This is a genomic window from Nocardia sp. NPDC059240 (genome assembly GCF_042753865.1).
GTDB lineage: Bacteria > Actinomycetota > Actinomycetes > Mycobacteriales > Mycobacteriaceae > Nocardia.
Genome location: NZ_JBHZAC010000007.1, coordinates 186,765 through 211,015 on the forward strand (window position 1 = coordinate 186,765; position 24,251 = coordinate 211,015).

Here is a 24,251-nt window from a genome sequence, read left to right on the forward strand (position 1 = left end):
GTGGGCCGGGTAATAATGTGCAGATGAACGCACCTGCGACAGACAGAACCGGCGGTTCGACGCGGGAGCGGCTGATGCGATCGGCGCTGAAGCTGTTCGCGGACAAGGGGTTCGCGGGCACCACCGTCGGCGATATCGAGGGCGACGCCGGGCTGGCCGTGCGCGGCGGCGGCTTCTACCGGCACTTCCAATCCAAGGAAGGCGTGCTGACCGCGGCCATCGACAACCAGATCCGCGAAATCGAGCAGGGGCAGGCGGCGGTGCTGGGCCTGCTTCCGCTGGGCGACCTGCGCTCGGAATTGACGCTGGTGTGCCGTTGGCTGCTGACCGCGATCGAAAAGCAACGCGATCTGCTCCGCGTCGTCGAACGCGACGGCGACCGCTTCCCCGAGTTGCGCGACCGCTGCCGCGTCCACCTCGTCGACGCCTCCCACCTGGCCGCCGTGGCGTTCACGACCGGATGGGCAACCGAGACGAGTCACCCGTCCAGCGATCCGGAAGCCTCCGCCGCCATCATGATCGGCGCGGTCTTCAACTACTGCCACACCCGCTGGACCTACGGCCAACCCCCGCTCGGCGTCGACGAGGACCGCTTCGTCACGTCCTGGGTGAACTACTGCTACGACCTCATGACCGGAACCAGCAGCGGCTAATTGGTGCGGTTGGCGTAGTCGTGGGGGAGTTTGCCCGGTGGGCAGTCGATGACGGTGTCGTCGTCGGGGGAGCGGGTGGCGAGGTAGGTGATGCGGCCGGTGGAGGCGACCAGGGTTTGCGGGTAGGTCGGGCCCTTGTCGCGTTCGCTCACGATCTCGGGGAGGCTGTCCTCGTAGCGACCCAGCGTGCTTTCGGGGTAGTCGAGCATCCATTGCGGGTAGCAGATGGTGGTGTGGACGCGGCGTTCGCAGAGCCAGGCGATGAGGACGGTGACGGTGCCGGTGGGCTCGACCCAGGCGATCTTGTACATGTCGCCTTTGAGTTGGATCATTTTCGCCGGTTGGTCGGTGGACCAGCGGCCGAACATGGGGCCCATCAGGCAGCGGAAGGCGACCGTCTGCGAATTACGCACGTAGAGCTCGTATTTCCACCCGTTGTCGTAGGCGTAGATGAGGTGTTGCCCCACGATCCCCGACAGATCGCCGGCCATCGCCGGTGCGGTAGCGGCATCCTCGGCGCTCATCGCTAACTCCTCTCGGCCGACCTGCGTCAAGACCCGGGTGTGGGAGCCAGCCTAGCCGCTGACCACGGGTTTGCTGTGCAATGGCTGCCGACCGGTTGGAATGCTCAGGCGGGGATCTGCGGTGGGCGGTCGGGAACCAGCAGGGTGGCGAGGGCGGAGCCGATGGAGATGGCACCGTTCTTGTTCGGGTCCGAGGTGGGGCCGAGGGTGGCGTAGACGACGATCGTGGTCGCGGTCTTCGTGTCGTAGAGAGCGACGCCGTAGTAGCCGCCGTACGACGGGTTCATGAAGAACCAGTCGCCGAGATGCGGCAGTCCGAAGGCGAAGAATTTCTGGTCGGTGAGGGGTCCGAGGCCCGCGGTGGAGGGCGCCATCATCTGCTGGAACTGCTTGGCGGAGAGGAGTTCTCCCTTGCCGAGCGCACGGACCCAGCGGCCGACGTCGGTGACGGTGGAGTTCATATTGCCGCTGTGGATGAAAGCGGTGGGGTTCCAGTTGGTGGCGTCCTCGAAGACCTTGCGTTCGGTGGTGTAGCCGTGCAGGACCGGCTCGTCGATGCGCGCGTTCAGCACCACCTCGGAGTCACGCATGCGCAGGGGGTCCAGCACATAGCGGCGGATCAGCTCGCCGAGCGGTTTGCCGGTGGCCTTCTGCAGCACCTCGCCGAGTACGACCAGATCGCTGTGCGCGTACGCGAAACTGGTGCCGGGATCGAACAGCGGCGGGCGGGCATTCGCCAGGTCGAACAGTTCCTGGGCGGTCCAGGTGTGGAACGGGTTGTCGGTGAAGCGTTTCAGGAAGTCCGGGTTGGTGACGTAGTCGGAAATGCCGGAGGTGCTGTCGGCCAGCATGCGCGGGGTGATGCGATCGGCGCGCGGGAAGTCCGGCAGCCAGCGGTTGATGGGCTGATCCAGGCCCACCACGCCCTGCTCGTCCAGATGCCACAGCACGGTGGAGAGCATCGGCTCCATGGGCTGGCCGACCCGTAGTCGCATGTCGGCGGTGGCGGGCACACCCAACGGCGACTCGCCCACCGCACCGAGGGCGAGCGACTTGTCGCCACGCCACACCCCGAATACGGCAGCGGTGAGGCCGAGTTCGCTCAGTTTGCTGCGCACGATGTCGGTGATCTGGGTGGACTCGGGGGAGACCGTGGGCTGGGAACCTTGGTCCTTGCTCGATCCGCAGGCGCTGAGGGCCATGGTGAGCGCGATGGCCAGCATCGCGCACGCCCTGCGCCGAGACGATTCGTTCATCACCGTGACTCCCTTGCCTAGGCAAACGGTTCTAACGGCGTCCGTCCAGGAATCTACTCGCCCACCATGCCGAGCGGTCTGCTTTTGAACTTCGCGCGGACCGGGCGTTTTGTATTATTCGGAGTGGGGCGGGTCGGGTTTCGATGTGCCAGTGGAACTTTGGGTGGAGGGGACATCGATGTCACCGGATAATCGGCGTCGACCGGTAGATGTGTGGTCGCAGGACACCGATGTGTTCGAGCCGATCAGGGACGATTACGAGCCGCCGCCGCGGCGGCGGTCGGGGGCCGGGCGGGCCGTGGCGCTCGGAGCGGTCACGGCTGTAATTGCTGCGGCTGCGACGGTCGGCGGGTTGTACTTCGCGGGGATCATCGGCGGGAAGGACAAGCCCAGCGCAGTAGCGACGAGTGTGGCTCCGGTGCCGGTTGCCGGAGCGCCGTCGACGAGTGCCGCGCCCGCGTCGGGATATGTGCCGATCATCGAATTCAACTCGAAGGACAAGCAACCGGCCAAGCGACAGCCGACCGCCGAGACCTGTTCCAAGACCGCGTATTCGACCGTGGATATGGAGGACTGCAAGGACCGGCAGATCGAGGATGTCGATGCGCAGATCGACGTGGTGCAGAAGGCCAAGTTCGATCAGGCGACCGCCGCCGACCGGCAAGCGATCCTCGATGACGACAGTGCATGGCTGGCGGCCCGGCCCACCGTGTGTGGTGCGGAACCGCAGACCGGCGGCACAATCGATGGGCTGAGAGCGGGTGACTGTGCTTTGAGCATCTCGCAGGCTCGGCTCGCCGCGGTCAAGGGGACGGACGTCGCGGCCGTGAAGCTACCGCTGAATACTCCGGACAATGGCGTGGAGTCGGGTACCTATACGACCCCGAAGGGCAGCCGCATCACGGTGGTGGTGCAGTTCTCGGTGCAGGTGGCCTCGAGTTCGTGCTGGACGATCATCGGCGGCTACGCCGGATTCACGGTTAACACGGACCAATTCACTTACGTCAAGAACTCCAGCACTGTCACGCCCGAAGATTCGGACAGTGCGAACGGGCACAGGGTTGGAACCGGTGAATCGTTCAAGTTCTGCCTGCGGTATCCGCATTCTTACTCGGACACCGACGGCAGCCTGACCTATTCGCCCGGCTCCCCCGCAGCTTTGTGGTCGGTCACGAAGAAGTAGTTCGCCCGGTGGCGGCGCGGATGCCGACGCCGGCGAGAACCGCTGTGCAGGTGAGGATTACGGCGCTCACCAGGTAGGCGGATTGGAAGCCCGCGGTCAGAGCCTGGGCGGGGGACTCGCTCGCAGCCGTGTGATGGTGCAGGGCAACCGTGCTCAGCACGCCGAGTCCCAGGGCGCCGCCGAGTTGCTGTGTGGTGGTGACGAATCCGGATGCGAGTCCGGTGATATCGGCGTGCGTCTCACCGACCGCGGCCACGGTGATGGACACGAAGCCCAGGCCCATGCCGAAACCGGCGATGAGCATGCCCGGCAGCAGCGCTACATAACTGGACGTCTCCGAGACCTGGGCGAGCAGGTACATGCCCACCGCGCCGGATGCCATGGCGGCCACCAGTACCGGCCGCACGCCGAGCTTCGTGACCAGGCCGGCCGCGGTCGCGAACCCGGCAATGACCAAGGCGCAGAACGGAAGCCAGGCCACACCGGTGCGCAGCGGGCTGAAGTGCAGGACCTGCTGCAAGAACAGCGTCAAGAAGAACAGCATCGACAGGATGGTCGAGCAGAACAGCACGTTGGCGAAATTGGCGACGGCCCGGTCACGATCTCGGAAGAAGGACAGCGGGATCATCGGCGAGCGAGATCGCCCGGCGCGCAACAAGAATCCGGTCAGCAGGATCACGCCGAGCCCGGCTCGGAAAGCGGTGGCCGAGCCGGCGGAATGGCCGCTGTCGATGAGGGCCAGGTCGAAGGCCGCGATCGCACCGGTGATCAACGCGGCGCTGAGGCCGTCGAGTCGAGTGTCGGTGCGGGCAGGTCGATGGTCGGGTAGCAGGCGCTGGACCAGGACCAGTGCGGCGATGGCCACCGGCACGTTGATCAGGAAACACCAACGCCACCCGGCGAATTCGGTGATGACACCGGACAGGACGACGCCGAGTGTCGCCGCCAGCCCGCCCAGCCCGGCCCAGATGCCCAGCGCGCGAGTGCGTTCGCGAGCCTCGGTGAACAGTCCCGCCACGATGCTGAGCGCCGCCGGACTGGCGAGCGCGCCACCGATGCCCTGGGCCGCCCGGCTGGCGATGAGCATGTCCGCGTTCTGCGCCAGCCCGGTCGTCAGCGACGCGACACCGAAAACGGCGACGCCGATCAGGAATACGCGTTTGCCGCCGAACAGATCCGCGCTGCGTCCCCCGACCAGCAGGAACCCGCCGAACAGCAGCAGATACGCGTTGATGATCCAGGTCAGATCGGTCTCGGACATGTGCAGGTGCTGCTGAATGGTCGGCAGCGCGACATTCACGATGGTGTCGTCGAGGTTGAGCATCATCTGCACCGAGCAGAGCAGGCCCAGGGTGAGGTAGCGGATGGTGGTGGCGCGGCTCGCCACGGGTGGTGCGGTCGTCATGACTCTCCATTTATTGGTGGTTGACCACTAATAAGTGAAGAGTGTGGGGCCGAAACTGTTGGTGGTCAACCACTAATAACGAAGACGCAGGTAGAGTGACCGGGTGACCGAACAGCAGCGTCAGCCCACCACCGCCGAACTGGTCGATGTGCTGCAGCGCGCGGTCGCCCTGGTCCGAAACCACTTCGCGGCCAGCACGACCCGGCTCGGCGTGACGCCGGTGCAGGCCAAGGCGCTGGGGCAGCTCGCGGAACCGCTGACGCTCAAGGAACTCTCGGCCCGGCTCGGCGCGGACCTGTCCAACACGGCCACCTCCATCGACCGCCTGGAGTCACAGGGCCTGGTACGTAAGCAGATTCACCCCACCGACCGCCGCGCCCGGGTGATCACCCTGACCGAATCCGGTGAGGCGCTGCGCGCACAGCTCGACGCCGAGGTCTTCACCTCGGTTCCCGCGCTGGCCGTCCTCGACGACCGGCAACGCCGCGAGCTGTACGCACTGCTGGAACTCGTGGTCGCGCAATAGAACTGAGCGGCAGCCTCAGAGGGGTGGCAACTCCGCTGCCGGGGCGGGGCTGACGAACCCGTCGACCGCGCCCACGGCCGCGCCGACTCCCGCACCGAGTGCCGCGAACGGGGCGGCGACCATGGCGTAGCCCAGCGCCGCACCGACGACCGGGACGATGACCAGCCCGATGGGGGCGAACGGCAGTCCGGCGATCAGACCCGACACCACGCCGATGACCGCCCCGGTGCTCGCGATCGGGGCGGCGGCGGTGGCTCCGACGGCCCCGCCGACCGCGGCGTCACCGATCACCGTCTTGGCGATGTGTGTCGCGCGAGCCGGATCGAGACCAGCCGCCTCGAGCGATTGTGTCAGGGCGGTCTCGGCCCCGGCGGCGGTCGCATTGATCTGCTGGGTCTGCTCGGTGGTGAGCCAGAACGGCTGCTCGAGCTGGACGGTGCCGATGCGGATCTGCGAATCGGGGATATCGGCCGCCGGTTGGGTGGCCGGAACCGGTACCTCGTCGGCCAGGGCGGGCGTGGTGCCGAGTAAGGCGAGTGCCAGGGGAAGGGTCGCGGCCAGGGCGAACCGGGACACGCGGTGAGATACGAGACGAACCGGGCGGGTGGGCTGCTCTGTGCCCATAGGGAACCTCATTCCGAAACATCGATGCCTACCGCAGCTTGATTCGAAACGGGCGCCGGTTCGGATATGTGCCGAATCCGCCAAGATGGAAAATGATTGTGGCCCAGGAACGTTCGTTCCCGGGCCACTACGTTTACGGGTGGTTCATGCGCGGGCCGCGGCCACCGCCGCCACCCCAGCCGCCACCACCGTGATGGTGATGATGGCCGTGATGCATCATCACGACCATGAACACGATGTAGAGCACCGCGAACACCACGAACAGCGCGCCGCCGATCCACAGCGACAGGATCCCGAGATAACGGGCTCTGTGCGAGGCATGCCGCGCCCCGTCGCCGTCGCCCTCGCTCCACAGCGGGAAGACATTGAGGGCGTGCGTGAACGCCGAGAAGGACAGCGGCCAGAAGAACAGCAGGGAGGCCACGGCCCAGCCGATATTGTTGGCGGGCCGGACCGGTGCCGGTGGCTGGGTGTTAACGGGTGCTGCGGTCGCCGCGGGCAGCTCGGTTGTTCGGGGCTCGTCGGGCGTAGCGGCGGGGTCCGGGGTCGTCATGGCGGATTCCTTTTCGAATTGCCTGGTCCGCGAGTTTTCGCGAGCTCTATGCGTCGATTACGCACCCGGTGTCTGGTAATCGACAGTGAACCGCCGGTGAGATAGCTGCGGGCTATCAGCGCTACCGCGGGGCAACCGCTGTTATTGCAGGTCGCCGGAGAGTGCTTCGGCCACCTCGGTCAGCAGCGGCGCGGCCCGGTCGACGAGCTCCTCGGTCATCCGCCCCACCGGACCGGATACCGAAATCGCCAGCCGTGCCGGGGCTTTGGGCACCGCCACCGCCACGCAGCGCACACCCATCTCCTGCTCGCCCTCGTCCATGGCGTACCCGACGCGCGCGGCCTCGGCCAGCTGCCGGGCGAACTCCTCCGGCTCGGTGATGGTGCTGTCGGTGTAGCGCGGCATTCCGGTGCGCGCCAGCAACTCCCGCGTCAAATCCGGCGGTGATCCGGCCAGTATCGCCTTGCCCACGGCCGTGCAGTGCGGCAGCGCGCGCCGGCCGACCTCGGTGAACATGCGCATGGAGTGCCGCGACTGCACCTGCGCGACATAGACGATCTGATCCCCGTCCAGCATCGCCATATTCGCGGACTCACCGAGCTCGTCGACCAGCCGCTGCAGATGCGGCCGTGCCAGCACCGACAGCATCTGCGAGGAGCTCTCGCCGAGCTTGATCAGCTTGGGGCCCAGCACATATTTGCGTGTCGGCTCCTGATGCAGATAGCCCAGGTCGACCAGGGTGCGCACCAGCCGATGAATGGTGGGCAGCGGCAGCCCCGACTGGGTGGCGAGCTGGGACAGGCCCATCATGCCGCCCTCGTCCGCCATGAGTTCGAGCAGACCGAACGCGCGCTCGATGGATTGCACGCCGCCGGTACCGGCCTTGGGTCCCTTTGCTGCGGGCACTCCAAGTCCTCCTTCACTTTTCCGAATGCCGGAATAGTAGCCTGAGCCCCATGCGGCTACGCGCGGAGTTCACGACCGAACCGTTCCATGGCGAAGGGGAGGCGCCGCCGCATGCGCTGGCAGCCCTCGACCTCGCCGAATCGGCCGGTCTGGAATGCGATTTCGGTCCGCTCGGCACCTCGGTGGCGGGTACGGACGACAAACTACTGCCGGTGCTGGGCGAGATCATGGTCGCCGCCTTCGCACACGGCGCGACGAGAGTGACGATGCAGGTCGAGACGGATGACTGAACGTTCGCCGGGCGAGGCGCACCCGGTGCTGGTGACCCTCGCCCCGATTCTGGAGAAGACCGGCGGCCGCCTGGTGGCCGCCGAAAAGGCCACGGCCGACGACATTCCCGTGGTCTGGGAGGGCGAGACCCTGGCCTGCGTGCGCTTCGGCGCGCCCGAGCCCGACACGCTCGGCGGCCTGGAGAAGATCCTGGAAGACGTGGCGGTCGAACTGGGCGGTCCGCTGACCGGGCTGCCGCGCGTCGACAAGCAGCGTGCCGTGCGATTGCTGGAAGAGCGGGGCGCGTTCACCTTCCGCAAGTCCGCTGAGACGGTCGCGGCGGCGCTGGGCGTCACCCGCTTCACGGTCTACAACTACCTGAACCGCGAACGGGCGTAGGCGCACCCAATCGGCCGACAGATATATATTCAACGGATTGTTGACCCTGCTTTGTGGTGCGTGCCACTGTTCTCGTCTAGCGGAATGACCCTTCCGCTGTCCGAGAGAGGTAGCGCCAATGGAGACGAGCCGTGAGGCTGAATCCACCCCGGGCCGCAATGCGGGATCCGCCCCCGGACGACATCCCGTCGATGTCGTTCCACCGCCGTTCCAACTCCTCGCGGGCGGGCTACAGCACATCGCGGCCATGGTCGCCGGGGTCGTCGCACCGCCGCTGATCGTCGGCGCGGCAGTCGGTTTGAGCACTCCCGAAACGGTCATGCTCATTACCGCGAGCCTGTTCACGGCCGGATTGGCCACGCTGTTGCAGTCGCTGGGCTGGTGGAAGTTCGGCGCGCGGCTGCCGCTGATCAACGGCGGTTCGTTCGCCGCGGTCGGCCCGATCCTGGCGATCGCCAAGGATGCGGCTCCGGGCAAAGCGCTCCCGGTCATCTTCGGAGCAACCCTGGTAGCCGGTGCCATGGCCGTCTTCGCGGCCCCGTATTTCTCACGGCTGCACCGGTTCTTCCCGCCGATCGTCGGCGGCACGGTCATCTCGCTGATCGGCCTGTCGCTGCTGCCGGTCGCGCTGGGCTGGATCAGCGGCGCGGGCGAGGGTGCCATGGGCGAGGCGCACGTACCGCTGAAGAACCTGGCCGACGCCGCCTTCGCACTCGTCGTGGTGCTGCTGTGTCACCGTTTCCTGAAAGGCTTCGGTCGCCAGCTGGCCCTGCTCATCGGCCTGATCGCGGGTTCTCTGCTGGGTTGGCCACTGGGACTGCTGGATACGGCTCCCGTGCACAGCGCCGCCCTCGTCGGCTTCATCCCGCCCTGGCACTTCGGCGCGCCCGAATTCCAGATCGGCGCGATCGTCTCGCTCTGCATCGTGATGCTCGTGGTGATGACCGAATCCACCGCGACCATGATCGCGCTCGGCGAGATCGTCGACCGCCCGGCCGAGGAGCACCACATCGCGGGCGGCCTGCGCGCGGCGGGCATCGGCACCGTGCTGGCCTCGGTCATGGGTGGATTCGCCTGCGGCGCATTCGCGCAGAACGTCGGCTTGGTCGCGCTGACCCGCATGTACAGCCGGTACGTGGTCGCGGCCAGCGGTGCACTGCTGGTCCTACTCGGCCTGTTCCCCGTGGCCAGTGCCGTGGTCGAGCTCGTCCCCAAGCCCGCTCTCGGCGGTACCGGTCTGGTTCTGTTCGGCACGGTCGCCGCCAGCGGCATCCGTACCCTCGCCAAGGCCGATCTGGGCGACCCGATCAATTCGCTGATCGTCGGCGTCTCGCTGTTCATCGGCATGACCCCCACCGTCGCCCCGTCCTTCTACGCCGGTCTGCCGGGCCCGTTCTCGATCATCCTGGCCTCGGGCATCAGCGCGGGCTGCGTCACGGCTCTGGTGCTCAACCAGCTGTTCCGCAACCGCAGCAACGTGCTGGCAACAGGAACGGCCACCCCTCAGAATCCGTAATCGGATCGGATGCGATGATCAGCGGCGATGGGTCGATCCAGATCGCCCGTACGCCGCTGTCCCCGCGTCAAAACTGTTGAAAAACCTGCTTGTGTAGCTCCCTGACCAGCAGTTTCCGTACATTTTCAACAAAATGTTGACGAAACCTTGTGGCCCGTGACACTCTTCTCAAGTAGCGGAATCACCCTTCCGTTATCCGAGAGAGGTAGCGCCAATGGTGACGTTGGTCGAATTCAATTCGACAGCGAGTGAAGAACTCTTGCCGGTCCTGCTGACCTGCTGTGAAGCCCCCAGCTGGGCGGACGGCGTGCTGGCGGCCCGGCCCTACGCCGATATCGACGGCGTGCTGGCCCGAGCGGACGAACTGGCCGGCAACCTGCCGGCCGACGAGGTCGACCGCGCACTGTCAGCACACCCCCGCATCGGCGACCGGGTCCAGGGCAGTGACACCCACTCCGCGTGGTCGCGTCAGGAACAGTCCGGCGTCAGCCAGGACGAATCCGTGGCCGCGCAGCTGCTGGAGGGCAACCTCGCTTATGAGAAGCGTTTCGGCAGGGTCTTCCTGATCTGCGCCACCGGCCTCGCGGCCGAGCAGATTCTCGCCAGCCTGAACACGCGCCTCACCAACGATGACGAGACCGAGGCGGCAGTGGTCGCCGAGGAACTCCGCAAGATCGCCGTTCTCCGACTGCGAAAGGTATTCGACGCGTGAGCACCATTACGACGCACATCCTCGACTCCGCGCTGGGCAAGCCCGCGGCCGGCGTCGAGGTGTTGCTGGAACAGGTCACTCCGGAAGCCCGGATCGTGGCCGCGGGCAAGACCGATGACGACGGCCGGATCAAGGATCTCGGCCCCGAAGGCCTCGAGGCCGGTAACTACCGCCTCACCTTCGACATCGAAAGCTATGCCGCCGCAACGAATCAGACGTATTTCTACCCGTCGGTCTCGATCACCTTCAAGGTCGCCGGGCAAGCGGGCGAGCACTACCACGTGCCCCTGCTCATGAGCCCCTTCGCCTATTCCACCTACCGAGGAAGCTGAACTCACATGGCAATCAAGCTGGGACAGAACCAGTACGGCAAGGCCGAGAACCGCGTCGTCCGGATCTACCGCGACACCCCGCGCCATCAGATCCGCGATCTGAACGTCTCGACCTCGCTGCGCGGTGAGTTCTCCGACGCGCACATCACCGGTGACCAGGCCGACGTGCTGCCCACCGACACCCAGAAGAACACCGCGTTCGCCTTCGCCAAGGAGAAGGGTGTGCACTCCATCGAGGAGTACGCCCTCACCCTCGCGGATCACTTCATCTCCCGGGCCCCCACCGCCACCGGTGCGCGCATCGAGGTCGAGGAGTACTCCTGGGATCGCCTCGAGGTCGACGGCCAGCCGCACGATCACTCGTTCGTGAAGTCCAACCAGGGCATCCGCACCACCGTGGCGAACGTCGACGGCGTCGGCCCGGATCGCGTGGCGCACATCGTCTCCGGTGTGAAGGACCTGACCCTGCTCAAGACCACCGGGTCCGAGTTCCACGGCTTCTTCAAGGACAAGTACACCACCCTGCAGCCGACCAACGATCGCATCATGGCGACCTCGCTGGTGGCCCAGTGGCGCTACAACCACACCGATGTCGACTGGGACAAGTCCTATGACGCCATCCTCAAGGTGCTGCTGCGTCAGTTCGCCGTGGTGCACTCCTACGCGCTGCAGCAGACCCTCTACTCGATGGGTCGCGCTGTGCTGGAGCAGTTCACCGAGGTCGCGGAGATCAAGTTCTCGGCCCCGAACAAGCACCACTTCCTGGTGGACCTGAGCCCCTTCGCCCTGGAGAACCCGGGCGAGGTCTTCATTGCCGCCGACCGCCCCTACGGCCTCATCGAGGCCACCGTCGAGCGTGACGACGCGCGCGACGCCGGAAACGCCTGGACTGCGATCCCAGGCTTTTGCTGATCAGCACCGCGCTGAGTTCTTCTTCGTACAGTTGGTAGGAGGTGCGGCGATGGGCGATGACCATAGCCGCGTGCAAGTGACCGTCACTCGTCCAGAGGATCAGCGTTATTCGCTCTGGCAGTCACTGGTCTACGGAACTCAGCACATCCTGACGATGTACGGCGGTGTGATCGCACCGCCGCTCATCGTGGGAGGTGCGGCCGGGCTCTCGGCGTCGGATATGGCACTGCTGGTGACAGCGGGCCTGTTCGTCTCGGGTCTGGCAACACTGCTACAAACGCTCGGCGTCGGGCCGGTCGGCTCCAGATTGCCGATCGTGCAGGGCATTTCGTTCGTCAGCGTCTCGACGATGGTCGCCATCGCGAGTGAGGACGGGCTGCGGCCGGTCTTCGGCGCGATCATCGTTGCGGGTGCGATCGGCCTGGTGCTCTCCAGTTTCTTCGCGAAACTGGTCCGGTTCTTCCCCTCCGTGGTGACGGGAACGATCATCACGGTGATCGGGCTCTCGTTGCTGCCCACCGCATTCCGGTGGGCGATGGGCAACAACGCCAAGGCCGCCGACTACGGCTCGATGGGCAATATCGGCTTCGCGGGGCTGACCCTGGTCATCATCCTGGTGATCAGTCGCCTGTTCCAGGGCGCGATCTCGCGGCTGTCGATCCTCATCGGCCTGGTGATCGGCACGATCATCGCGGCGCTGACCGGCCACACGGACTTCTCCGGAGTCCGCAAGGCCGACATCTTCGCGCTGCCGCCGATCATGCACTTCGGCAGTCCGACCTTCCAGGTCGGCGCCATCGTGTCCATGACCATCGTGATCCTGGTGATCATGGTGGAGACCACCGCCGACGTGCTCGCCATCAGCGAAATCGTCGGTACCGAAGCCGATTCCAAGCGGGTGGCGGCCGGTCTGCGGGCCGACATGCTGTCCTCGGGCGTCGCTCCACTGTTCGGCAGCTTCCCGTGCAGCGCCTTCGCGCAGAACGTGGGGCTGGTCGCGCTCACCGGCATCAAGAGCCGATTCGTGGTCGCGACAGGCGGTGTCGTGCTGGCACTGCTGGGCCTGTTCCCCGTCGTGGGAGCCGTGGTGGCCGGGATTCCGTATCCCGTCCTCGGCGGCGCGGGCATCGTGTTGTTCGGTTCGGTTGCGGCGAGCGGTATCCGCACGCTGGCCCGGGTCGACTTCACCGACAATCTGAATATGGTCCTGGTGGCCGTGGCGGTCGGAGTGGGCGTGATTCCCATTGCCGCACCGACATTTTGGGACAAGTTCCCGACCGGCATCGGAGTGGTCATGCACTCCGGCATCTCGGCGACAGCCATCGCGGCGATCGTGTTGAACGTGGCGTTCAACGAGATCAAGCGTGGAAACAAGCCCGGCGCTTCGGTGTTCGCGGCGGCCGACGACGCGAAGGACGAACTGGGCGATCGTCTCGAGGACGACATTCGCCCCTCGTAGGTCCGCACAGTACTGGCTAGTAGCTCCCGGGACTCCTTGACGGGATTGTTCTGGGAGCATTAGCATTTTCATATCCCAGAAAAACATTTCCGCATTGCGGAAAATAGGGCAGAAGCTCGCAAGACGCTCTGCGGAAACGACTGGAGGGATTCCATGACTCACTCGCTCAACTACGCGGTCAACTGCTCGCTGCTGTTCACCGAGCTGCCGATCCTGGAGCGCGCCGCCGCTTCCAAGGCAGCGGGTTTCGACGCCATCGAGTTCTGGTGGCCGTTCGCCGAGGCCGTGCCGGCCGACAAGGACGTGGATGCGTTCGTGGCGTCCGTGCAGGACGCGGGCGTGCAGCTGATCGGGCTCAACTTCTTCGCCGGTGACATGCCGGGTGGCGACCGTGGCCTGGTGTCGTGGCCTGCTCGCGCGGCCGAGTTCAAGGACAACATCGACGTCACCGTCGGTATCGGAGAGCGCCTGGGCACCAAGGCTTTCAACGCCCTCTACGGCAACCGTGTGGACGACTCCACCCCCGAGGCCCAGGACGAGCTGGCCGTGGCGAACCTGGCCGCGGCTGCCATCGCGGCGAACCGCATCGGTGCCACCATCCTGGTCGAGCCCGCCTCCGGCGCTCCCCGTTACCCGCTGCTGAAGGCCGTCGACGGCCTGGCCGTGATCGACAAGGTGCAGGCGGCCTCCGGTGTCTCCAACATCGGCCTGCTCGCGGACCTCTACCACCTCGCCGTGAACGGCGACGACGTGGACAAGGTGATCGCCGAGCACACCGCCCGCGTCGCGCACGTACAGATCGCCGACAACCCGGGCCGCAACGAGCCGGGCACCGGCGAGCTGAAGCTCGACGAGCAGCTCACGGCCCTCGAGGCCAACGGCTACCGCGGCTGGGTCGGCCTGGAGTACAAGCCCTCGACCGGCGTCTCCGCGGACAGCTTCGCGTGGCTCCCGCTCGAGCGCCGCGCCGCCAAGTAATCCCCGAAGACTTTCGTACACAACGACTTAGGAACAGATCATGACCAATATCGCTTTCATCGGCCTCGGCATCATGGGCAGCCCGATGGCCGTGCACCTGCAGAACGCGGGCAACACCGTCAAGGGCTTCGACCTGAACCCGTCGAACGCGCAGAAGCTGGTCGACGCCGGCGGCCGTGCCGTCACCTCGATCGCCGACGCCGTGCGCGGCGCGGACGTCATCGCCGTGATGGTTCCGGACTCCCCGCACGTGCAGGCCGTACTCGCCGGTGAGAAGGGCGTTTTCGAGACCGCCGAGGCCGGCGCGCTCATCATCGACTTCTCGTCCATCCGCCCGGACGTCACCCAGGATCTGGCCAAGCAGGCCGCCGAGCGTGGCTTCCGTCTGATCGACGCCCCGGTCTCCGGCGGCGAGCCGGGTGCGGTCAACGCCACCCTGTCGATCATGGTCGGCGGTTCGGCCGAGGACTTCGCCACCGCGAAGCCGTTCCTGGACACCGTCGGCAAGACCGTCGTGCACGTGGGCACCAATGGCGCGGGCCAGACCGTGAAGTCGGCCAACCAGCTCATCGTGGCCACCAACATCCAGGCGCTCGCCGAGGCTGTCGTCTTCCTCGAGGCCTATGGCGTCGACCTGGGCCCGGCCCTCGATGTGCTCGGTGGCGGTCTTGCCGGTTCGGCCGTGCTGAACCAGAAGCGCGACAAGATGGCCAACCGCGAGTTCGCCCCGGGCTTCCGGATCGACCTGCACCACAAGGACATGGGCATCTTCACCACCGCCGCCCGTGAGGCCGGACTGGTGACCCCCGCCGGCTCGCTGATCGCGCAGCTGGTTGCCTCGGCCCGCGCCAACGGCGACGGCCACCTGGACCACTCTGCACTGCTGCGCGGCGTCGAGCGCCTGAGCGGCAAGCTGGACAAGGAGAACTGATCACTATGGCACGCATGCGTACCGTCGACGCGGCGGTCCTGATCCTGGAGAAGGAAGGGGCCACACAGGCTTTCGGCCTGCCCGGCGCCGCGATCAACCCGTTCTACTCCGCCATGAAGAAGCACGGTGGCATCAAGCACGTGCTGGCCCGCCACGTCGAGGCCGCTTCGCACATGGCCGAGGGCTTCACCCGGGCCCAGCCCGGCAACATCGGCATCTGCATCGGCACCTCGGGTCCCGCGGGCACCGACATGGTGACCGGCCTGTATGCCGCTGCGGCGGACTCGATTCCGATCCTGTGCATCACCGGCCAGGCCCCGGTCGCGAAGCTCCACAAGGAGGACTTCCAGGCCGTCGACATCGCGTCCATCGCGAAGCCGCTGGCCAAGTGGGCGCACACCGTGCTGGAGCCCGCGCAGGTCCCCGGCGCGTTCCAGAAGGCGTTCTGGCTGATGCGCGAAGGCCGTCCGGGCCCGGTGCTGCTGGACCTGCCGATCGACGTGCAGCTCGCCGAGATCGAGTTCGACATCGAGACCTACGAGCCGCTGCCGGTCGTGCGCCCCGCCGCCACCCCGGCGCAGGCCGCCAAGGTGCTGGCGATGCTGAACGCCGCCGAGCGTCCGCTGATCATCGCGGGCGGCGGCATCATCAACGCCGACGCCGACGAGCTGCTGGTGAAGTTCGCCGAGCTGACCGGTGTTCCGGTGGTCCCGACCCTGATGGGCTGGGGCACGATCCCGGACGACCACGAGCTGAACGCGGGCATGGTCGGTCTGCAGACCTCGCACATCTACGGCAACGAGGCGCTGCTGGCGTCGGACTTCGTGCTGGGCATCGGTAACCGGTGGGCCAACCGCCACACCGGCGCGCTGGATGTGTACACCAAGGACCGCAAGTTCGTGCACGTCGACATCGAGCCGACGCAGATCGGCCGCGTGTTCGCGCCCGACTACGGCGTCGTCTCCGATGCCGGTGCCGCGCTGGAGGCGTTCATCGCCGTCGCCGAATCCCTCGACAAGGTCGGCTCTTTGGCCGATCACAGCGAGTGGGTCAAGCAGGTGCGTGCCAAGCGCGCCACCGGTCAGCGCAAGACCCACTTCGACAACGTGCCGCTGAAGCCGGCGCGTGTGTACGAAGAGATGAACAAGGCGTTCGGCCCGGAAACCCGCTACGTGACCACCATCGGTCTGTCGCAGATCCAGGCGTCGCAGATGCTGCACGTGTACAAGCCGCGGCACTGGATCAACGCCGGTCAGGCCGGGCCGCTGGGCTGGACCCTGCCCGCCGCGCTGGGTGTGGCCACCGCCGTCAAGGACGAGCCGGTCGTCGCCCTGTCGGGTGACTACGACTTCCAGTTCCTGATCGAGGAATTGGCCGTCGGCGCGCAGTTCAACATCCCGTACATCCATGTGCTGGTGAACAACTCGTACCTGGGCCTGATCCGTCAGGCGCAGCGGGCGTTCGACATGGACTACTACGTGCAGCTGGACTTCGAGAACATCAACTCTCCCGAGGTCAACGGCTACGGCGTGGACCACGTGAAGGTGGCAGAGGGACTGGGCTGCAAGGCGATTCGCGTCTTCAACCCGGAGGACATCGGTCCGGCCTTCGAGAAGGCCAAGTCGCTGATGGCCGAGTACAAGGTGCCGGTCGTGGTCGAGTGCATTCTCGAGCGTGTCACCAACGTGTCTATGGGTGCGGCCGGGATCGACGCGATCACGGAGTTCGAGGAGCTGGCCTCCGCGTTCGCCGACGCCCCCACCGCAACCGTCCCGCTGGACTAAAAGGATTCCATTCATGGCTCGTGTACTGATCGCCTCCGACAAATTCAAGGGCTCGCTGACCGCGGTGCAGGTCGGGGCGGCCGTGCGGGCCGGAATCCGGCGGGCACGTCCCGACGCCCAGGTGTCGGTGGTGCCCGTGGCCGACGGCGGTGACGGCACCGTCGCCGCCGCACTCGCGGCAGGCTTCGACGCGGTTCCCTTGACCGCGTCGGGGCCGACCGGGGAACCGGTGCTGACCGCCTACGCCCGCCGAGAGGATCTCGCCGTTGTCGAGATGGCGGACGTGTCGGGCCTGGTGCGGCTGCCGGACGGCCTGCTGCGACCGATGACCGCCACCAGCCGGGGAACCGGCGAGGTGATCGCGTCGGCGGTCGCGGCGGGATGCCGCCGCATCGTGCTCGGTATCGGCGGCAGCGCCGGAACCGACGGTGGCGCAGGCATGTTGGAGGCACTCGGCGCTCGCCTGCTGGACGCCGACGGGAATCCCGTCGGCGACGGCGGAGCGGCTCTCACCCGGGTGCACTCCATCGACCTGACCGCCCTGCGGGAGCTGATGGACGGCGTCGAGGTCATCGTGGCCTGCGATGTCGACAATCCGCTCACCGGACCTACCGGAGCCGCTGCGGTCTACGGACCGCAGAAGGGCGCCGATCCGGCCCAGGTGGCCGAGCTGGATGCCGCTCTCGGGCAGTGGGCGCAGCGTCTGGCCGCGGAACTCGGGTCGGATCGGCGTGAGACGGCGGGCGCCGGCGCCGCGGGGGGTGTCGGATTCGCCGCGCTCGCGGTGCTGGGTGCCACGCTGCGTCCGGGCATCGAATTGATGCTTGAGCTGGTCGGTTTCGATCAGCAGCTGCCGGGAGTCGATCTGGTGATCACCGGTGAGGGCAAGCTCGACGAGCAGACCCTGCACGGTAAGGCCCCGGCCGGGGTCGCCGCCGCCGCACGCGCTGCGGGCGTGCCGGTGGTCGCGGTCTGCGGGCGCAACACATTGTCCGAGGATCGGTTGCACGGTGCCGGATTCGCCGCGGCGTACTCGCTCATCGAGATCGAGCCGGACGAGGCGCGCTGCCTGACCGCCGGGGCAATGTTGTTGCAGCAGCTCGGTTTCCGGGTTGCCGAAGACTATCTGCTGGTCGCCGAACAGGCGGGAGGCGTTTCGTGAAACTGTTGCGAGTAGGCGCGAAGGGCTCCGAAAAGCCTGCCGCGCTGGATGATTCCGGTGTGCTGCGCGACCTGTCGGCGCTCACCACCGAGATCGACGGTGCGCTGCTGGGTGATCCCGCCGCGCTGGCCGCGATCACGCGGGCGCTGGCGTCCGGTGCGCTGCCGGAACTGGAGCACACCGAGCGCATCGGTGCGCCGATCGCGCGGCCGGGCAAGGTGATCGGCGTCGGACTCAACTACACCGATCACGCCGCGGCTATCGGCGCGGCCATTCCGGACAGCCCCGTGGTGTTCCTCAAGCCGGGCACCACGGTTTCCGGGCCGTACGACGCCATCGAGATTCCGCGCGGCAGCCGCGCCACCGATCACGAGGTGGAGCTGGGTGTGGTGCTCGGGCAGCGACTGCGCGACTGCACCGATCCCGCCACCGCGCTGGGGGCGGTCGGCGGGTACGTCACCGCCAACGACGTCACCGAGCGCAATGGCATTGCGGGCGAACCGACCTGGGTGAAGGGCAAGTCCTACGACACCTTCACGCCGATCGGGCCGTGGCTGGTCACTCCGGACGAGGTCGACTCGCCGCAGTCGCTTTCGCTGCAGCTGTGGGTGAACGGTGAACGGCGGCAGTCGGGTTCGACCGGGGACATGGTTTCCGGGGTCGGCGAACTGCTGGTGTACCTGAGCTCGCTGATGACGCTGGAACCCGGCGACCTGGTGCTCACGGGCACGCCTGCGGGCGTCGCCGTCAGTCGGCCGGAACCGAAACCGTATCTGCGCGACGGTGATGTCATCGTCGTGGAGGTCGCGGGGCTGGGTCGGCAACAGACATTGGCCACCGGCGTGCGCGGGTGAGGATTCCCGAGACGGCGTGGTAGGCGCAGCTGGGGTGCCAGGTACGTCGCCGCGGGAGTATTCGAACGGCCCGGTCGCTGTGGAGACCGGGCCGTTCGTCCTGTTTAAGACTTGTTGCCGCCCAGGCTGAATCGCACGCCGTTGTTGTCGGCGACGGCGGCCATCCGCCCGTAGGGGGTGTCCTCGGCGGCCGCGATAACGCTGCCGCCCAGCTCGAGCACCTTGGCCACGCCGGCATCCACATCCTCGACACCGAAGTAGACGGTCCAGTAGCCGGGCACACCCGGCGGCAGGAAGCTGGTCGAGTCCATCACGCCGCCCAGCATGGGGGTGGTGGAATGGATTGTGGTGTAGCGGAATTCAGGCACGTCGGAGATCGTGAACGGGTCTTGCCAGCCGTAGACCTCGCGGTAGAACTTCAACGCGTCGTCGTAGCTGCGGGTGTGGAGTTCGAACCAGGACGGCGCACCGACGTGATCCTCCCAATGCCCGCCACCGACGGTGCCGCGCTGCTCGAAACCGGTCATGGTGCCGGACTCCCAGACGCCGATGCCGACACCACCGTTGTCGCCGAACACCGCGAACTTGCCGAGATCGCCGACAGCCATCGGCGGGACCACGACCATGCCGCCCGACGCGGTCACTGCCTGCGCGGTCTTCTCGGCGTCGCCGGCCAGGTAGATGGTCCACTGGTTCGGGCCGCCATTGCCGTCGTTGACCATGCCGCCCGCGACCGCCTTGCCGTCCTTGCGGAAGGTGATGTAGTTGCCGTGCTCCGGCGCGATATCGGCGGTCCAGCCGAACAACTCGCCGTAGAACGCGATCGCGCCGTCGGTGTCGGTGGTGAACAGGTCGGTCCAGATCGGGTCGCCCGGTCGCACTGGGTAGGACATGTGTACTCCTCGGATCGGTGTCTTTCGGTCCCGGGAATGCAGACGGGGCACGGCCCGGGAACTCATCGGACGAGCAGGGACCAGTTCAGGGTCCAGGCCAACCATACGAAGCCGGTACAGGTCAGCGCGGTAATGGCGAACCGGTGGGTTGCGGACAGTACGGCTCGGTGCCGGATCGTGGTGACGGTGGTGGTGGCCAGCAGGGCCACGGTTGCCAGGGCCAGGAGTTGCAGGGTGAGCCAGGGGAGCGGGCGGTGCAGGACGACGGGGCCGAGGGAATGCGCGCCGGTCGCGTAGATGGACAGGACGTAGGCCACCGTGGCGAGGGTGGTGAGTAGTCCGGTCGCGGCCAGCCAGCGGGGGACTCGGCGGGCTTGCTGTGCGGTGCGTATTCCCTTGTTCGCGAACGAGATTCCCAGGTATCCGAGGAAGACTGCGACGATCAGAGCGAGAGCGGTCGCTTGCACGGCGGGGGAGGACAACAGGTCGTGGCCGGGATCGTGGCTGTTCGCGGCCTGCGTCGGAGACGGGTCGGCCGAGGAGGCGGGTGGGGTTCCGTCGGCGATCTGCCGCAGCCAGGTGCTCATGGCATCCAGGTAGCCGGGGGCGAAATCTCCTGGTGGGATGGGGGATTCATACGACTGGCCGACGCGGTCGAAGCCATTGGTGGTGGCGCGGCCATTGTGCGCGCCGTCGAGGAATCGGATGGTCACGCTGGGATCCGCGGCCAGAGCCGCACGCACTACCGCCGCGCTCTCGGCCGGGGGTTCCTGGACATCGTGGCGTCCCCACAGCCCGAGTACCGGAATTCGCAGACTGCGCAGGGCGGGGAGCGGGTCGAAATCAGCGGCGGGGAACAGGCCGGCGGCATCGATGAGGCGGGCGGCCGGACCGGAGACGGTGGTCGCGAGGGGACTGGAATCGCCTTTGTGGCGTAGTTGATTCGCGAGATTCCAGGTCTGGGTCCGGAGCGGCGTGAAGCCGGACGCGCCGAGGGTGATCAGGAATGCCACGTCGTTCGAGCGGGCGGCCGCGAGCGGGGCCACCCAGCCACCCTCGCTGAAACCCCACAGGCCTACCTGGTTCGGTCGCACTCCGGGTGTTTCGCGGAGGACTCGGACGGCGGACAGGGCGTCGTCAGCCAGGAGGCCCAAATCGCGGTGACTGATGGAATAGCCGTCGGTGCGTTTGTCGTAGATGAGGGTGGTGATGCCCATCGCGGCGAAGGCTTCGGCTTCTCGGCGGTACTCCTGTCGTGGACCCGGGCCGGATCCGCCGACCAGGACGATGCCCGGGGTGTCGAAATACGTTGTGGTGGGGGTGATTACGGTTCCGTGCAGGCTGAGCCCTTGGACTCCCGTGAAGGTGACTTCGTGCTCACCCGGGGTCGGTGTCGCTCTCGCCGGGGTTGTCGTGAGAAAGGACAAGCCGCCCAAAAGGGCTGTCAGAGCGCAGACGAGGAGAGCCCGTCCGGCTCCGGCCGTCGGTTGAATCGGCATTTTCGGTTGTCTCCGCTATCGGCCCGGACTACATCTCCGGGAAGCTGAACATGCGTAGCAGCACGGCTTTTCGGCCGTCATCGGTATCACCCTCGGGCGCGCCGAAACGCTTGACGAGCGCGATGTACTCCTCGAAGAACTCCTCGAAACGAGCCTGATCAACCCGGATTGTGGACCGGGAGTAAACGAAAGCATCTGCCCACGAACCCATCTCGTCGGCATTGCGCTCGAAGGACTCGTACAGCTCCACCACCTCGGCCAGGTGCTGCCGTGCGACTTCGCCACTGGCCGTGCGCATCTCCTCGCTCTGACCGCTGTACCGAGGGAAACGGCGATCCCGTGGCACCGCCCGCCACCACCGCTCCTTGCCATTGGAAAGCTCGGGTACTTCCTCGACGAACCCGTGCTTGGCCAGTTGCCGCAGGTGATAACTGGTCAGCCCGGTGTTCTCGCCGAGCGCCTGCGCAAGGCTCGTGGCATTGACCGGCCCGGCCCGGAGATGCTCCTCGATCCGCCGCCGCAGTGGGTGTGCGAGGAGGCGCAGGACTGCCACATCGGTAATGAACTCGGTCTCCGGCTGATCGGCCATCTCTCAACGGTAGCGTTGCAAAGAGTGTTTGCAAAGAGCCTTTGCTGTCGAGAAGCATTATTAGCCAAAGGTTTACAGGCGTGTCTGTCTGATCATCCTGCCGTGTCGTCAAATTCGAAACTATGATCGAATGCATGACCGATATCGCAGATGAGCTCGTTACCGCGCAAGCGGTTGTCGCGCATCTGCGTGCCGTGCACTCGCAGATTGCTGCCCTGCAATCCGAAGAGATCGCGTTGATGACCAGCCTCTACCACCTGCGTCGCACCCAGCAGCTCGACCTGGGTGTCAGCAACCTGAACGCGGGTGAGGACACCGCCACCGAAATCGGTATCGCACTGAAGGTTTCGCAAGCCTCCGCCGACGGCCTGATCGCCCTCGGCCTGGATCTGGAGAACCGCTACCCGGCCACCCGCGAGGCCTTCGCCGAAGGCCGTATCGATCTGGCTCAGACCCGCGCGATCAGCAAGTCCCTCACGAACGCCTCCGACGAGCTGCTCACCGAGCTGGAGCCCGACCTGGCCGCGTACGCGGAAAAGTCTGAGCCGCAGCGCATCCGCCGCACCGCGCGTCGCCGCCTCCTCGAAGCCGACCCTGCCGGTCAGGCGGCCCGCCGCAAGTCCGCCGAAGCCGACCGCTACGTCTCCATCACCGCCCACGACGACGGCACCGCCCTCCTCGACGGCGTCCTCCCCGCCGCGGGCGGCCAAACCCTCTACGAGCGCCTCCGCGAGATGGCGTCAACCCAGTGCTGCGCCAAGGACCCCCGCACCGTCGCCCAACGCCGCGCCGACGCCCTCGTCTCCCTCGCCGACGGCACCGGCCGCCTGCTGTGCCAGTGCGGCCACGCCGACTGCCCCCGCGCTGTACTCGGCGATCTCCCCGTAGCCCGTAAAGCCCTCGTCCAAGTGGGCGTCTCCGCCGAAACCCTGGCCGGCCTGCAAGACAACCCGGCCCTCCTCTCCGGCTTCGGCGCCATCGACCCCGACCTGGCCCGCCAGATCGCCCGCCACGCCCGCTTCGAAATCATCACCGACACCTGCTCCACCACCAACACCGTCGCAATCGCCACGGGAATCGTCGCGGCGGCGGACGCCGTCGCCGACACCACCTCGCCCGCCGTAATCCTCTGCGCGGCTGCTGCTACCCCCGTGACCACCACACCTGCTGCGGCATCCCTCATTGCCACTACCGCGACCATCAACGCTGCCACCAACCCTGCGACCGCCGCTGGTGCGGAAACCGGCTCCGCCGCCCTCGCTCCGGTCGCCACCTCGACTGCTATCACCAGTCAACGGGCCACCGCCAGGCCTGGTGCGGCCACCCCCGCCGCGGGATCCCTCATCGTCACCACCGCGACCGACGGCGTCACCACCGGCCACGCTGCGACCATCGCTGTTGCGGAAACCGGCTACGCCGCCCCGGCTGCGGTCATGACCTCGATTGTCGACACCGATACACCCACCACTGCAGCTCGCGCTGCGGGATCCCCCACCGTCACCACCGCGTCCATCAACACCGCCACCGGCACTGCGACCGCCGCTGGTGCGGAAACCGGCTCCGCCGCTGCAGACACCACCTCCCCGCCCACCACCACCACCCGCCGGGCCGAAAACACCGACAGCACCACCGAATTGCGCTACCGGCCCAGTGCCCGCACCGCGCGGCAAGCCCGTGCGATCGATGGGATCTGCCGGGCGCCCGGCTGCCACATCCCCGCCGCGGCCAGCGATCTCGACCACCAGGACCGGTTCGACCACATCAACCCGCAGGCCGGGGGCCGCACCACCGAAGCCAACCTCGGGGCACGTTGCCGCCGTCACCACCGGCTCAAGACATTGGCCGACAACCATACCAACGGGTGGACCGTGCGTCACCACCCCGGGCGGGTCGTCGAATGGTGCACGCCCACTGGGGAATCGGTCACCACCGAGCCTGAAGGCAGCCTCTACCTTTTCCCGACCACCGTCGTGCCGCCGGTCACCGCCGCCGGAGTCCCGGACGCGGAGCCGACCGGGTCGATCTTCGATCCGGGTGTCGCGGTCAACATCATGACCGAGTTGATGCAGGTCTACACGACCCCGGAGCAACGTCGTCAGCAGTCACGCGCCCGGGCTTCGCGTCGGGCTGGGCTCAACATGTGATTCAGATGCTCGAGGCCAGGTAACTCGGGGGGAAGACTACTTGCGTGATTGGGTCGCAACGGGATTGCGTCGCGGTGGGATGTACCAGGCGGTGTGGTTGCGTCGCCTGCCCTACCGGACTTGAGCTGACGCGACTTGGGGGACGTGACTCGCCTACCGGCCTGCGGACTGCACGGATCACCCTTCA

25 protein-coding genes are annotated in these 24,251 nt (G+C 66.8%); 16 read left to right on the forward strand and 9 right to left on the reverse strand.

Translation table 11 applies throughout. From position 1 onward, the window contains the following. Positions 1-74: 74 nt before the first annotated feature. Positions 75-653: a TetR/AcrR family transcriptional regulator gene (locus ACFXHA_RS25960; RefSeq protein ID WP_379361067.1), complete on the forward strand. Its 579-nt coding sequence runs from the start codon at positions 75-77 to the stop codon at positions 651-653. Here the strand turns inward: ACFXHA_RS25960 and ACFXHA_RS25965 are convergent. Continuing rightward, positions 650-1,177 (reverse strand): phenolic acid decarboxylase, encoded by a 528-nt coding sequence (locus ACFXHA_RS25965; RefSeq protein ID WP_379361069.1) that lies wholly within the window; start codon positions 1,175-1,177, stop codon positions 650-652. The genes ACFXHA_RS25960 and ACFXHA_RS25965 overlap by 4 nt on opposite strands. A gap of 104 nt (positions 1,178-1,281) precedes the next feature. Next, complete coding sequence (locus ACFXHA_RS25970; protein ID WP_379361071.1) at positions 1,282-2,433, reverse strand: serine hydrolase domain-containing protein; 1,152 nt, start codon at positions 2,431-2,433, stop codon at positions 1,282-1,284. Positions 2,434-2,611: 178 nt separating this feature from the next. Here ACFXHA_RS25970 and ACFXHA_RS25975 point away from each other — a divergent pair, with 178 nt between their 5' ends. Further along, entirely contained in the window at positions 2,612-3,616 is a 1,005-nt protein-coding gene (locus ACFXHA_RS25975) for a lysozyme inhibitor LprI family protein (protein ID WP_379361073.1), read from the forward strand. Here the strand turns inward: ACFXHA_RS25975 and ACFXHA_RS25980 are convergent. Continuing rightward, a complete protein-coding gene (locus ACFXHA_RS25980) occupies positions 3,603-5,021 on the reverse strand; it encodes an MFS transporter (protein ID WP_379361075.1) in 1,419 nt (472 codons plus the stop codon). The two genes, ACFXHA_RS25975 and ACFXHA_RS25980, sit on opposite strands and share 14 nt — an antisense overlap. Positions 5,022-5,124: 103 nt before the next feature. On the opposite strand from ACFXHA_RS25980, the gene ACFXHA_RS25985 reads away from it, so the two are divergent. Beyond that, positions 5,125-5,547 carry a MarR family winged helix-turn-helix transcriptional regulator gene (locus tag ACFXHA_RS25985; protein ID WP_379361077.1) on the forward strand — a complete coding sequence of 141 codons (423 nt, stop codon included), beginning with the start codon at positions 5,125-5,127 and terminating at the stop codon, positions 5,545-5,547. A 15-nt stretch (positions 5,548-5,562) separates the two neighbouring features. On the opposite strand, the gene ACFXHA_RS25990 is transcribed toward ACFXHA_RS25985, so the two are convergent. The 3 genes from ACFXHA_RS25990 to ACFXHA_RS26000 all read right to left on the reverse strand — a co-directional run bounded on the left by ACFXHA_RS25990 (position 5,563) and on the right by ACFXHA_RS26000 (position 7,630). Continuing rightward, the gene (locus ACFXHA_RS25990) at positions 5,563-6,123 is read right to left on the reverse strand and encodes a hypothetical protein (protein WP_379361079.1); all 561 of its coding nucleotides are present in this window, start codon (positions 6,121-6,123) and stop codon (positions 5,563-5,565) included. Positions 6,124-6,304: 181 nt separating this feature from the next. Next, positions 6,305-6,724, reverse strand: coding sequence for a CD225/dispanin family protein (locus ACFXHA_RS25995; RefSeq protein WP_379361081.1), 420 nt, complete (start codon positions 6,722-6,724; stop codon positions 6,305-6,307). 141 nt (positions 6,725-6,865) lie between these two features. Next, positions 6,866-7,630 (reverse strand): IclR family transcriptional regulator, encoded by a 765-nt coding sequence (locus tag ACFXHA_RS26000; protein ID WP_379361083.1) that lies wholly within the window; start codon positions 7,628-7,630, stop codon positions 6,866-6,868. Between the two features lie 50 nt (positions 7,631-7,680). On the opposite strand from ACFXHA_RS26000, the gene ACFXHA_RS26005 reads away from it, so the two are divergent. The 12 genes from ACFXHA_RS26005 (at position 7,681) to ACFXHA_RS26060 (ending at position 18,939) form a co-directional block, all read left to right on the forward strand. Next, entirely contained in the window at positions 7,681-7,920 is a 240-nt protein-coding gene (locus tag ACFXHA_RS26005) for a thiamine-binding protein (protein ID WP_379361085.1), read from the forward strand. Next, positions 7,913-8,299: a helix-turn-helix domain-containing protein gene (locus tag ACFXHA_RS26010; protein WP_379361087.1), complete on the forward strand. Its 387-nt coding sequence runs from the start codon at positions 7,913-7,915 to the stop codon at positions 8,297-8,299. The genes ACFXHA_RS26005 and ACFXHA_RS26010 overlap by 8 nt, the downstream gene beginning before the upstream one ends. Positions 8,300-8,417: 118 nt before the next feature. Next, the gene (locus tag ACFXHA_RS26015) at positions 8,418-9,815 is read left to right on the forward strand and encodes a nucleobase:cation symporter-2 family protein (protein WP_379361089.1); all 1,398 of its coding nucleotides are present in this window, start codon (positions 8,418-8,420) and stop codon (positions 9,813-9,815) included. A 214-nt stretch (positions 9,816-10,029) separates the two neighbouring features. Continuing rightward, positions 10,030-10,527 carry a 2-oxo-4-hydroxy-4-carboxy-5-ureidoimidazoline decarboxylase gene (uraD, locus tag ACFXHA_RS26020; RefSeq protein ID WP_379361090.1) on the forward strand — a complete coding sequence of 166 codons (498 nt, stop codon included), beginning with the start codon at positions 10,030-10,032 and terminating at the stop codon, positions 10,525-10,527. Then, entirely contained in the window at positions 10,515-10,859 is a 345-nt protein-coding gene (uraH, locus tag ACFXHA_RS26025; protein ID WP_379361608.1) for a hydroxyisourate hydrolase, read from the forward strand. Before uraD ends, uraH begins: the two co-directional genes overlap by 13 nt. A 6-nt stretch (positions 10,860-10,865) precedes the next feature. Further along, on the forward strand, positions 10,866-11,771 hold the full coding sequence (pucL, locus tag ACFXHA_RS26030; RefSeq protein ID WP_379361092.1) for a factor-independent urate hydroxylase: 906 nt from the start codon (positions 10,866-10,868) through the stop codon (positions 11,769-11,771). 49 nt (positions 11,772-11,820) lie between these two features. Beyond that, a complete protein-coding gene (locus ACFXHA_RS26035) occupies positions 11,821-13,230 on the forward strand; it encodes a nucleobase:cation symporter-2 family protein (protein WP_379361094.1) in 1,410 nt (469 codons plus the stop codon). 153 nt (positions 13,231-13,383) lie between these two features. Further along, entirely contained in the window at positions 13,384-14,208 is an 825-nt protein-coding gene (locus ACFXHA_RS26040) for a hydroxypyruvate isomerase family protein (protein WP_379361096.1), read from the forward strand. A 40-nt stretch (positions 14,209-14,248) separates the two neighbouring features. Continuing rightward, a complete protein-coding gene (locus tag ACFXHA_RS26045; RefSeq protein WP_379361098.1) occupies positions 14,249-15,139 on the forward strand; it encodes a 2-hydroxy-3-oxopropionate reductase in 891 nt (296 codons plus the stop codon). A 5-nt stretch (positions 15,140-15,144) separates the two neighbouring features. Then, positions 15,145-16,923, forward strand: a complete 1,779-nt coding sequence (gene gcl, locus ACFXHA_RS26050; protein WP_379361100.1) for a glyoxylate carboligase — start codon at positions 15,145-15,147, stop codon at positions 16,921-16,923. Between the two features lie 13 nt (positions 16,924-16,936). After that, positions 16,937-18,085 carry a glycerate kinase gene (locus ACFXHA_RS26055; RefSeq protein WP_379361102.1) on the forward strand — a complete coding sequence of 383 codons (1,149 nt, stop codon included), beginning with the start codon at positions 16,937-16,939 and terminating at the stop codon, positions 18,083-18,085. After that, positions 18,082-18,939, forward strand: coding sequence for a fumarylacetoacetate hydrolase family protein (locus tag ACFXHA_RS26060; RefSeq protein ID WP_379361104.1), 858 nt, complete (start codon positions 18,082-18,084; stop codon positions 18,937-18,939). Before ACFXHA_RS26055 ends, ACFXHA_RS26060 begins: the two co-directional genes overlap by 4 nt. A gap of 104 nt (positions 18,940-19,043) precedes the next feature. Here the strand turns inward: ACFXHA_RS26060 and ACFXHA_RS26065 are convergent, their stop codons facing one another. The 3 genes from ACFXHA_RS26065 to ACFXHA_RS26075 all read right to left on the reverse strand — a co-directional run bounded on the left by ACFXHA_RS26065 (position 19,044) and on the right by ACFXHA_RS26075 (position 21,920). After that, positions 19,044-19,832, reverse strand: coding sequence for a VOC family protein (locus ACFXHA_RS26065; RefSeq protein WP_379361106.1), 789 nt, complete (start codon positions 19,830-19,832; stop codon positions 19,044-19,046). Between the two features lie 62 nt (positions 19,833-19,894). Continuing rightward, positions 19,895-21,331, reverse strand: coding sequence for an alpha/beta hydrolase family protein (locus ACFXHA_RS26070; protein WP_379361108.1), 1,437 nt, complete (start codon positions 21,329-21,331; stop codon positions 19,895-19,897). 28 nt (positions 21,332-21,359) lie between these two features. Continuing rightward, the gene (locus ACFXHA_RS26075) at positions 21,360-21,920 is read right to left on the reverse strand and encodes an ArsR/SmtB family transcription factor (protein WP_379361110.1); all 561 of its coding nucleotides are present in this window, start codon (positions 21,918-21,920) and stop codon (positions 21,360-21,362) included. Positions 21,921-22,054: 134 nt separating this feature from the next. On the opposite strand from ACFXHA_RS26075, the gene ACFXHA_RS26080 reads away from it, so the two are divergent. Further along, positions 22,055-24,064 carry a DUF222 domain-containing protein gene (locus tag ACFXHA_RS26080; protein WP_379361112.1) on the forward strand — a complete coding sequence of 670 codons (2,010 nt, stop codon included), beginning with the start codon at positions 22,055-22,057 and terminating at the stop codon, positions 24,062-24,064. Positions 24,065-24,251 lie beyond the last annotated feature (187 nt).